The sequence below is a fragment of the Lentzea sp. NPDC058450 genome (assembly GCF_042721395.1).
Taxonomy (GTDB): Bacteria; Actinomycetota; Actinomycetes; order Mycobacteriales; family Pseudonocardiaceae; genus Lentzea.
Window position 1 is genome coordinate 722,920 of record NZ_JBHXLO010000001.1, and the last position, 11,321, is coordinate 734,240.

The 11,321-nt window shown below is 70.5% G+C and carries 5 protein-coding genes; 2 read left to right on the forward strand and 3 right to left on the reverse strand.

Annotated features, from left to right (window positions below):
* Nucleotides 1-205: 205 nt before the first annotated feature.
* Nucleotides 206-1,684: a family 43 glycosylhydrolase gene (locus ACFWNN_RS03270; RefSeq protein WP_382438188.1), complete on the forward strand. Its 1,479-nt coding sequence runs from the start codon at nt 206-208 to the stop codon at nt 1,682-1,684.
* A gap of 8 nt (nt 1,685-1,692) precedes the next feature.
* Here the strand turns inward: ACFWNN_RS03270 and ACFWNN_RS03275 are convergent, their stop codons facing one another.
* The gene (locus ACFWNN_RS03275) at nt 1,693-2,907 is read right to left on the reverse strand and encodes an MFS transporter (RefSeq protein ID WP_382438189.1); all 1,215 of its coding nucleotides are present in this window, start codon (nt 2,905-2,907) and stop codon (nt 1,693-1,695) included.
* Between the two features lie 278 nt (nt 2,908-3,185).
* On the opposite strand from ACFWNN_RS03275, the gene ACFWNN_RS03280 reads away from it, so the two are divergent.
* Entirely contained in the window at nt 3,186-6,830 is a 3,645-nt protein-coding gene (locus tag ACFWNN_RS03280) for a family 78 glycoside hydrolase catalytic domain (protein WP_382438190.1), read from the forward strand.
* A gap of 55 nt (nt 6,831-6,885) precedes the next feature.
* Here ACFWNN_RS03280 and ppk2 read toward each other — a convergent pair whose 3' ends face one another.
* Both ppk2 and ACFWNN_RS03290 read right to left on the reverse strand, forming a co-directional pair.
* A complete protein-coding gene (gene ppk2 / locus ACFWNN_RS03285; protein WP_382438191.1) occupies nt 6,886-7,845 on the reverse strand; it encodes a polyphosphate kinase 2 in 960 nt (319 codons plus the stop codon).
* A gap of 44 nt (nt 7,846-7,889) precedes the next feature.
* Nucleotides 7,890-11,237, reverse strand: coding sequence for an NACHT domain-containing protein (locus ACFWNN_RS03290; protein WP_382438192.1), 3,348 nt, complete (start codon nt 11,235-11,237; stop codon nt 7,890-7,892).
* Nucleotides 11,238-11,321: the final 84 nt, after the last annotated feature.

The following is an 11,321-nucleotide window of genomic DNA, read 5'->3' on the forward strand; positions in this document are numbered from 1 at the left end:
GGGGGGTTTCGGTCCCGCTTGCGTTCCCGGTTTCGCCGCCCCGTGGGTTTTTTGTTTTGTTTTGGGGTTTTGGGACTTTTCCTTCTTGTTTTTCGGGGGCCCCCCCCCCCCCCACGACCACGGCTGGACAGCCGTCCACGGAGAGTGTTTGGATCGATGCACGACGTATTTACAACGTTGTAAACCCCTGCAGATTGGACGAGACGTGACGTCAAAGATCGTCGTGACGGCCTTGGCGCTCTCCCTGCTCGGCGGCGTGCCCGCGGCCGCCGTTCCCGCACCGCCCGACTTCTCGACGGCCGAGGCCGGCAACCCCTTCGTCGACGGCTGGTACGCCGACCCGGACGTCGCGGTCTACGGCGGCCGCTACTGGGTATTCCCCACCTCGTCGCGCCCGTACGACGAGCAGACCTACCTCGACGCCTTCTCCTCGACCGACCTCGTCACCTGGACCAAGCACCCGAACGTCCTCACCAAGGCGAACGTCTCGTGGGCCCGCCGCGCGGTCTGGGCTCCCGCCCCGATCGAACGCGACGGCAGGTACTACCTCTACTTCGGCGCCAACGACATCCAGAGCAACTCCGAGCTGGGCGGCATCGGCGTCGCCGTCGCGGACCGCCCGGAAGGCCCCTACCGCGACGCCATCGGCAAGCCGTTGATCAGCCAGTTCGTCAACGGCGCGCAGCCCATCGACCAGGACGTCTTCATCGACACCGACGGCCAGGCGTACATGTACTACGGCGGCTGGGGCCACGCGAACGTCGTGAAGCTCAACGCCGACATGACGAGCCTCGGCACGTTCCCCGACGGCAGCACGTACAAGGAGATCACCCCGGCGAACTTCACCGAGGGCTCGCAGATGTTCAAGCGCAACGGCAAGTACTACTTCATGTGGTCCGAGGACGGCTGGACCGGCCCGAACTACGCCGTGGCGTACGCGATCTCCGACTCCCCCACCGGCCCGTTCACCAAACTCGGCCGCGTCCTCGCCCAGGACGCCGCCGTGGCACGGGGTTCCGGCCACAACTCCGTGATCAACGTGCCCGGCACCGACATCTGGTACATCGCCTACCACCGCCGCCCGCTGAGCCGCTCCGGCGCCAACGACCGGCAGCTCGCCTACGACCGCATGACGTTCAACGCCGACGGCACCATCCAGCCCGTCACCATGCGGGTCGAGGACAACTTCGACGACAACAACGCCCTCGGCTGGACCACCCACGGCGGCACCTGGACGGCGAGCGGCGGACGGTACGAGACCGGCGCGTCGTACGGCGGGAAGTCGTTGCTGGACACGAACTTCACCGACTTCGTGCAGGACGCCGCCATCACGCCCAGGTCGGCGAACGGCGACAGCGGGGTCGTGTTCCGCGCGACGCAGGCCACCGTCGGCACGGACGCCTACCGCGGTTACTACGCCGGGATCACCGGCAACGGACGAGTCGTGCTCGGCAAGGCCGACAACAACTGGACGCAGCTCGCGTCGGCACCGGTGACCGTGCGGCCGAATGTCCGGCACCACCTGAGGGTCGAGGCCGTCGGCTCGTCGATCAAGGTGTACGTCGGTGACATGACCACTCCGAAGATCTCCGTCACCGACACGTCGTTCACCAGCGGTGCCAACGGAGTCCGCGTGTTCAACACCGGTGCCGCGTTCGACGACTTCGCCGTCGCGCACCGCTGACCAGACGGTCAGAGCGTTCGTCCCCGCGCCATGACGGCGAGCCCGACGGCGGCGGCCAGGGCGAGCACCGCGGGGACGAGGAAGACGAGCGGCAGTCCGATCACGCCCGCCCCGACTCCCCCGGCCGCGCCGCCCAGCGCCGAGCTCAGCGCGGGCGCGCTCAGGAACAACGCCGACGCGGTGGCCACGGCCGTGGGGAGCAGTCGTTGCGCGACGATGATGCCGAGCGCGGCGAAGACTCCCCACACGCCGCCCATGAGGACCTGTCCGGCGGCCAGGCCCGCGGCCGTGCCGGTCAGGGCGAAGCACAGGTTGGCGGCGAACCCGAACCCGGCGCCGACCACCATGAGCCGCAGCATCCCGATGCGGCGCGCCACGACCACGGCCAGCGGCATCAGCACGATCTCCACCAGCGGCTGGAGGCCGATGATCGCGCCGCTGAGTCCCGAAGCGAACCCGAGCTGACCGTTCATGTAGATCGGCAGGTACGCGTACTTGATCGACTCCCCGGCGTAGACGAGCACGTACAGGCCCGTGAACGCGAGCAGCGGCAGCATTTCCCGCACTCGCGGAGCCGGTGCGCGGGTCTCCGTCGTGGCGATCCGCGGGGTTCGCCGGGTGCCCAGCGGCACGATCTGGACCAGCGTGCAGAGCGCGGTGGCCAGCAGCATCGTGCGCAGCGACGTGTGGGCCGCCAGGAAGGACCCCGCCACCGGGCCGATCACCCAGCCCGCGGTCAGCGCCATCCGCACGATCGACACGATCCCGTCGTCCTGCTCGGACGGCCTGACCCGCATCTCGTCGTGCAGGGCGGCGAACAACTGGGAGGTCGCGGCACCGGCGAACGCGAGCACGACGGCGCTCAGCACGTACGGCATCCACAGCTGCGTCGAGTACGCGATGCCCGCCCACCCGGCGAACCCGGCGACGGCGCACAGGCGGAACAGGCCCATCCGGCGGCCGGTGCGGTCGGAGCGGGAGCCGACCAGGTAGCCGGCCACCGGCGCGGTGAGGTTGGTCAGGTAGAACAGGCCCGCCGCCGTCAGGGACCCGCCCAGGTCGTTGACCAGGAACGACGCTATCTGCGGTGCGGCGGCGGAGAACCCCAGGCCGGACAGGAACAGGGCCACCGCGGCACCTCGGTACAGCGGCGACGCCAGCGTCCGCCGCAGCGCCGACGTGCCGGCGCCGGCCTGGCGCCTGGGCTTCGTCACACCTTCCACGGGCAACTCCTGCCTTCCGGGACTCGGGCGGACGGTAAGAGCGAGAGCGCTCTCAGGAGAAGCATGCGCGGTGGCCGCGCGCAGGGCGACGGACGGGTGTGGAAGTTGCGTCCTGATGACGTACGTGCGTTGACGAGGTTGCCGAACTGGCCCTAGGGTCGGTTCAGCACCAAATTGAAACGTTTCAATCGGCCGTCGGCGTTGTCACTCCCTCCCTGAGCCAGGAGAACGCGATGCGAAGTCGATCCCTGCAGCACGGTCCCAGACGACCACTCTGCGTGATATCTGCGGCACTGATAGCCATCTCCACGGTCATCGCGGTTCCCGCCGCGGCGGCACCCGCCGACTTCTCCGGCGCGCGCTGGATCTGGTACCCCGAGGGGAACCCCGCGGTCTCCGCCCCTGCCGAGACCCGCTACTTCCGCCGCACCTTCACCCAGCCCGCAGGGCAGGTCGGCGACGCACGGCTCACCGTCACCGGTGACGACACCGTCGACGTGTGGCTCAACGGCGAACCGCTCGCCGCGTCGGCCCGCACGACCGACTCGTGGCAGCGGTCGGTGTCGGTCGACCTGCGGTCGGCCCTGGTCACCGGGACCAACACCCTCGCGGTCGCGGTGCGCAACGCCGGTGGCCCGGCCGGGCTCGTCGCCCGCGCGCGCATCGTCACGAACGGCACCGCCGCGGACCTGGCCACCGGCACGGCCTGGAAGGCGGGCAGGGACGCGGGCGAGGGCTGGGAGAAGCCGGGCTTCGCCGACGGCGCCTGGCCCGCCGCCCAGGACCTCGGCGCGTACGGCGTCGGGCCGTGGGACAGCCGGGTCACCGCGCCCGATCCGGGTGAGGCGTCGCCGTTGAGCGTCACCGGGACGACGACGGAACGCCGCGTTTCCCCGCTCGGCGTCGACGCGCGGCGGCCGAGGTTCGGCTGGACGCTCGGTTCCGCGTCGCCCGGCCAGCGCCAGGGCTCCTACCAGGTGCTCGTCTCCAGCACGCGGGCGTTGTCCGACGCCGGCACCGGTGACGTCTGGGACAGCGGCCGCGTGCACGACGAACGGTCCGTCGACGTCGTGTACGGCGGTCCCCAGCTCGCCTCCCTGACCGGCTACCACTGGCGCGTGCGCGTCTGGGACGCCCAGGGACGACCGGCCGCCGCGAGCGCGCCGAGCACGTTCGAAACGGGGCTGTACAACGTTTCCGAGGAGTGGCGCGGCGCGTTCATCGGCGGGCCGGAAGGTCCGAACCTGGGTGGGGCCACCTGGATCTGGTACCCGGAGGGCTCGCCGACCAGCGGCGTGCCGGTGATGACGCGGTACTTCCGCAAGACCTTCACCCTGCCCTCCACGCCCGGCTCCGGCACTCTCGCCGTCACCGCCGACGACACCGCGACCGTGTGGCTCAACGGAGCCAAGATCTACTCGAGCCCGCAGGTGGCGGACTCCTGGAAACGCGCGGGTGTCGTCGACCTCTCCGGCAGGCTGCGCCCCGGCACCAACACGATCGCCATGGCCAGCGCCAACACCACGGAGTCCCCGGCGGGACTCGTCGCGAAGCTCACGGCCGGGGACGTCACGGTCCAGACCGACGGGACCTGGAAGGCGTCCACCCAGTCCCCCACCGGCTGGGAGCAGCCGGCCTTCGACGACGGTGCCTGGCCGCAGGCGCGGGCGTTGGTCGGCGTCGGCGGGGCGCCGTGGGGCGACCAGGTCGTCGTTCCCGCACCGGCGCCGTTGCTGCGCAAGGGTTTCACCGTCGGCAAGCCCGTCCGCAGCGCCCGTCTGGTCACCACCGCGCTCGGCCTGCACGAGACCCAGCTCAACGGCGCCAAGGTCGGCGACGACGTGCTGGCCCCGGCGTGGACCGACTACAACAAACGCGTGCAGTACAAGGTGCACGACGTCACCGGCCAGATCCGGCAGGGCGCCAACGCCCTCGGCGCGTGGCTCGGCAACGGCTGGTACTCCGGCAGTCTCGGCATCGGCGGCAACCGGTTCTACGGCACGCAACCCTGGTACTCGGCACAACTGCGACTGACCTATGTGGACGGAACGACGGAAACCGTTGCCACGGACGGCAGTTGGAAGTACAAGGCGAGCCCGATCGTCGCCGACGACCTCTACCACGGCGAGCACTACGACGCCCGGCTGGCCTCCCCGGGCTGGGACGGCGCCGGGTTCGACGACAGCACCTGGAGCTCCGCGCGGGTGAAGCAGGGCGCGCTGCCCCACCTCGTGGCCCAGGTCGACGCCGGCACGAAGGTGCGGCAGGACATCCGGCCCGTGGCGCTGACCCAGCCCAAGCCGGGCGTGTGGGTCTTCGACCTCGGCCAGAACTTCTCCGGCTGGAACCGCCTGCGGGTGCAGGGCCTGGCCGGCACGACGATCACGTCGCGCCACGCGGAGGTCCTCAACCCCGACGGCACCCTCTACACCACGAACCTGCGCGCGGCCCAGGTCACCGACCAGGTCACGCTGGCGGGCACGGGCCAAGAGACCTTCGAGCCGCGGTTCGCCGTCCACGGCTACCGCTACGTCGAGCTCACCGGCTTCCCCGGCACGCCGACGCTCGACACGATCACCGGCCGCGCGGCCTGGACCGACGGTGAGGAGATCGGCACGTTCGACACCTCGGACGCCATGCTCGACAAGCTGCAGAACGCGATCGTGTGGGGCCAACGGTCGAACATGCTCTACGTCCCCACCGACTGCCCGCAGCGCGACGAACGTCTGGGCTGGACCGGCGACATCGCGTCGTTCGCCGCCACGGCCACGCACAACATGGACGTGTCCGCGTTCCTCGACAAGTACACCGACGACATGGTCGACGCCCAACGCTCCGACGGCGCGTTCACCGACGTCGCGCCGGACGTCAGCAACATGGGCGCGGGCACGGCGGCCTGGGGCGACGCGGGCGTGATCGTGCCGTACACCCTCTGGCAGCGGTACGGGGACCTGCGCGTCGTCGAGGACAACTTCGCCGCCATGACGAGGTGGGTCGACTACCTCCGCGCCACGGCGGACGCCACCCTCATCCGCGACCGCGGCGGGTTCGGCGACTGGCTCAACGTCAACGACGACACCCCGCGCAACGTCATCTCCACGGCGTACTTCGCGTGGTCGGCACGCCTGGTCTCGCGCATGGCGCAGGCGATCGGCAAGTCCGCCGAGGCCACCAGCTACGGCACCCTCGCCGACCAGGTCTCGGCCGCGTTCACCAGCAGGCTCGTCGGCGCCGACGGCACGGTCTCCGGCAACACCCAGACCGGCTACGCCCTGGCGCTGGCGTTCGGCCTGGTGCCGCAGAACCGGGTGCCACAACTGGTGGACAAGCTCGTGGCACGGGTGCGCGCCGCGAACAACCACCTCACCGTGGGGTTCGTCGGCGTGTCGCACCTGCTCCAGGTGCTGGCCGACCACGGCAGGGCCGACGTCGCGTACCAGATCCTGACGCAGCCGGACTACCCCGGCTGGGGCTACATGGTCGGCAGGGGCGCGACGACGGTGTGGGAGCGGTGGGACGGCATCCGCCCGGACGGGTCGTTCCAGGATCCGGGGATGAACTCGTTCAACCACTACGCGATGGGCTCGGTCGGCGACTTCCTCTACCGGACGGTCGGCGGCCTGAGCTCGGCCTCGCCCGGCTTCCGGTCGTTGCTCATCGCGCCGACGCCCGGCGGCGGCCTCACCTCGGCCAAGTCGCAGCACCGCACGCCGTACGGCGAGGCGCTCAGCGAGTGGAGCACCTCGGGCGGACGGCTCACCCTCCGCGTGGTCGTGCCGGCCGGGACTTCGGCGGTCGTGCGCGTCCCGGCGGGCAGCGCGGCGGCGGTCACGCCTCCGGCCGGGGCGGTGCCGCTCGGGTACGGCTCCGGTGTGGCCTCGTTCCACGTCCCGTCGGGTGAGTACGTCTTCGCGACTCGATGACCGGGTGAGTGCAGGGAGGCGAGGCCCAGGCTTCGCCTCCCTGCCGTGATCGCGGTCAGGGGTGCAGGCCCGGTCCCGGTTCCGCGGCGGGCGCGATCGGGGTCGGGCTGAGGCTGGTGGCGTCCTCGCCCTCCTCCAGGAGCGTGTCCGCGGCGCCGATCACGAGCGCGTCCGGCGTGCCGACCGTCTCGACGTCCTTGTCCGCGTAGTCGAAGCGGGCGAGGACGCTGCGCATGGCCTCGACGCGTGCCCGCTTCTTGTCGTTGCTCTTGACGACGGTCCACGGCGCGATCCGGGTGTCCGTGGCGCGCAGCATGGCCACTTTGGACTCCGTGTAGTCGTCCCAGCGGTCGAGCGACTTGATGTCGTTGGGACTGAGCTTCCACTGCCGCACCGGGTCGATCTGGCGGATGACGAACCGGGTGCGCTGCTCGTCGCGGGACACCGAGAACCACAGCTTCACCAGCAGGACGCCGTCCTCGACGAGCATCTGCTCGAACAGCGGCGCCTGCCGCATGAACAGGTCGTACTCCTCGTTCGTGCAGTAGCCCATGACGTGCTCGACGCCGGCGCGGTTGTACCAGGAGCGGTCGAACAGCACGATCTCCCCCGCCGTCGGCAGCTCGCGGACGTAGCGCTGGAAGTACCACTCGCCGCGTTCCCGTTCGCTCGGCTTGCCGAGGGCCACGGTCCGCGCGCCACGGGGGTCCAGGTGCTCGGTGAACCGCTTGATGGTGCCGCCCTTGCCCGCGGCGTCGCGGCCCTCGAAGAGGATCACGACCCGTTGCCCGGTGTCGGCCACCCAGTACTGGAGCTTCAGCAGCTCGATCTGGAGCAGTCGCTTGAGGCGGTCGTACTCCGGCCGGGGCATCCGTTCGGAGTACGGGTAGTTCTCCTGCCAGGTGCTCACGACGGAACCGTTGGCGTCCAACAGGGTCGGCTCGTCGGCGTCGGTGAAGTCAGCGGTGTAGCCCTCGACCAGGAGGGCGTCCGAGGCAGCGCTCAGGTCCGTCACGAAAACGTACATACCCGACGTAACCCCGCCCCAATCGTGAGCGGTCAGCGCGGCGGGAACTCGTGCACCGAGAGCGCTCTCCCTCGGGGCGATCCGTCCGTGCCGACCGAGAGCGCGCCCGTTGCTCCCGCGAACCAGCCCGAGCGCAGATTCACTGCGACGTCCGCAGCCGTGGGCTGTATTGCGCCGATCATGCTGACCGCCGCGAAGGCCATCCCCGCAGCATCGTGGTGCAACAACGCGAACCCGTCATCGAGCGGATCGGTGAACCAAGTCTTGTAGAGCGTCTCGAAGCGCTTGTACTGATAGGGTCCGTCGGCCCGCAACTGCGCGGTGTCCACCGCACTCACGTACAGCACGCGTACCGCCGTCATGCGGATTCGGCTGCTGAGCCGCGCGACATCCACCGTCCCTGCCGCGATGGTGATCTGCGCGCGTGGACAGCGCAGGGCGATGGCATCGACGAGACTGCCCAATGCTTCTGTCCTGCCGCTGAACAAGACGGTCGTGCCGTCGGAGCACAACCGACCGGCGATCGTCATGGGCCCTGTGCGCTGGTCGAAGAAGAGCTCCTCCGCTTCACCTCGGTATCGCTGCCGAAAGCCGCTGCTCAGTGTCTGGACGTACACGTCGGAGTCAGTTCGCACAGAAATGAGATGCCTGGGCTTGTCCGAGGTGCGGCGTTCCAAAGCCGCAGCGAGAACGGAGGAGAACTCGTCAACCGCCGGGGTGGCCGAGATCGTCTCGATGCCACTCAGCGACAACAACGTCGCCGCATTGAACAGGGCCTCGGTCCTCACGCCCGAGTCGATCGCTGCGACCAACGGGTGCTCCTCGGTCGCCATCTGGCGCAACTGCATGACGACAGGTTCCCAATGTCGTTGCTTGCTGCCGGAATTGGCCAGCACGAGTTCCACGTTGACGGGGCTGCGGCGGTTGGCCTCGTGCAGCGCCACGTACGCGCCCTCCAGGGCATGTCGGATCTCCGTCCGGCTCAGCACGCCCTGCACGAGCGGCATCAGCATCGCCATCCGAACGTAGGGCTCGTCCGAGTCGCGCACGTCCTGGTTCTCGGCGGCGATCAGCTTCGAAACAAGGGTGATCTCGTCGTCGAACACGTAGGAGCCGTCGGTGACACCTACGCACTCGCTGTCCAACCCGACGCGCAGGTACCGCACGTTCGCGTCGAAAGGTGTGACACCGCACCGGGTCTGCAAGCCGCCCGCGACCGGCAACCCCGCACCGAGCAGCAACCCGGCCACCACCGACACCACCACCAGCACCGACGCCCGGCGCACGCGCGACCGCGACGGCGCGGAGGTCACCGGTTCGGCGGCGTCGGCCGGGACGACGGTGCCCCCGGCCAGGTGGTCCTGCAGCAGACCGTGCCGGAACTGGTAGCTGCCTCCGTTGGCCCGCAACACCCCTCGCCGGTGCGCGTCGTCCAGAAAGGACATCAGCCGGAACGGCAGCTCCCCTCTCCTGGCCGCGCCGAGCCGGGCGAACAGGAACGTCATCCACAGGTGCGGGCCTCGGGCCAGCCCCACGGCCATGCCCAGCAGGGCGGCGCCCGCGCCGTCGATCGCCGCGATGTCCAGGTCCGCGACCAGACCCGTCACCAGGGTGACCGCGAGGCCGAAGGCCAGGCCGAACACGATGAGCTGCACCAGTTTTGCGGTGCGGTCCGCGCGCAGCACCACCCGAGGGCTGGCCGCGTGCACGGTGTCGGCCGAGCCCTGCAACCACGCGGCCAGGCCGTAGGCGAGGCCCGTCACGGCACCGGACACGGCGCCGAGCAACAGGCCGAGGAACGAGGGGTCGAAGGCGTTGAAGGTGGCGATGTAGGTGGCTTCCGCGACCACGCCGATGCCGATGCCGATCGCCGTGCCCCGGACGACGCCGCCGCTCAGCTGTCCCGCCAGCGGCAACCACCGGCCGCGCAGCAAAAGGGTGACGCGGCCTGGTTCCGCGTCCGGGCGCAGGCGGACCGCCCATCCCGTGGCGATGCCCGCCAGGAGGCCCGCCGCCGTCCCGAGCACGGGGCCTGCCGACTCGCCCGTCACCGTGGGCGACACGATCAGCCACACGGCCGCCCCGGCGAGCGCCGCGCCGACCACTCCCGCGCCTGCTCTGGCCATGCGGGTCGTGGAGCGCCTCATGCGGTACAGGTGCCACCACGCCAGGTCGTAGGTCCTCTCCTGGCGCAGGTGCACGGCCAGGGTCCGCAGCCAGCTGGCCGCGCGCGGGTCGTCCGGGTAGACGTTGCCCAGGAACCGGTCGAGCAGGCACCGTTCGACGCGCTCGTGGTCCGCGAACGCGAGCAGCTCGGCGGGTTCCGGCATCGTCCGCGCCAGGCCGATCATCAACGGCGTGCGCAACGCCGTGGCCAGCGGTCCGGCCGGAGCGCGGCGGAGGTTCTCGAACAACGGCGCCCAGCGCGGGTCACCGGCCACCCGGCCCGTCGACAGGTAGGTGATCACGTCGTCCACGCCGACCGGCCCCAGCTCCACGACCAGAGCCGTCGCGAGCACCGACCCGGCGGCGTCCACCGCGTCCTCGTACTCACGGCTGCGGCACGTCAGCAGCAGCGGGCGGCCCGCGCACGCCAGGTCGATCTCCCGGATGGCCTGGCCGTGCAGGGCCCTCGGCAGCTCGTCCATGCCGTCCAGCACCGGGAACACCAACTCCGGATCGTCCACCAGCAGGTCGAGCAGGCCGACGGCCAGTTCCGGGTAGTCGGCGCGGAGCTGGTTCCTCATCCAGTCGAGCAGCGGCTCCTCGCCGACCCGCCACGACGACACCGACAGCAGCACCGGTACCGGCATCCCCGGGACGCGGCGGGCCAGCAGGGCCAGGGTGAACTGGATCGCCAGCACGGTCTTGCCCGCGCCCGGCTCGCCCAGCACGGCGACCTGGCGGTGCGGCAGGCCGAGAACGGTGCCCACCAGCTCGTCGACCTCGCCTCGGATCACGTGGTCCGACTCCACCCGGGAGCGGCGCAGCAGGCGCTTCCACCAGGGCCGCGCCACGGGGTCCGGAACTCCGCGCACAGCCGTCGCGGGCGGCGTCACGGGACGGTCGGTGGTCGCCCACGGCTGTGGCAGCACCCACGGTTCCCGCAGGCCCCGCAACGCCGCCTCCCGCACCCATTGCTGCTTCACCGCGCGCGCCAGCGCGTCCGCCGCCGTCCGCAGCCTCTCCTCGGCGGAGGTCGCGTCCGCGGCGCGGCCCCGGGCGACCTCCAGCCACACGGCGACGACGGCCAGCACCACGAGGGCCGGCCAGGCGACCGTCCGGAACCCCTCCGGGAACGTCTCCGAGGCGTTGTTCACAGCGAGGCCCAGCAGGATCGCGAGCAATGGCGGCACCGCCAGCCCGAGCCATCGGGACAACGCCTGTCTCCTTCGATCGGAATCTCTTGTCACGCGGGCAGGACCTCGTGCGATGTAGGGTCGACACCTCTGACGGGAAGTGAT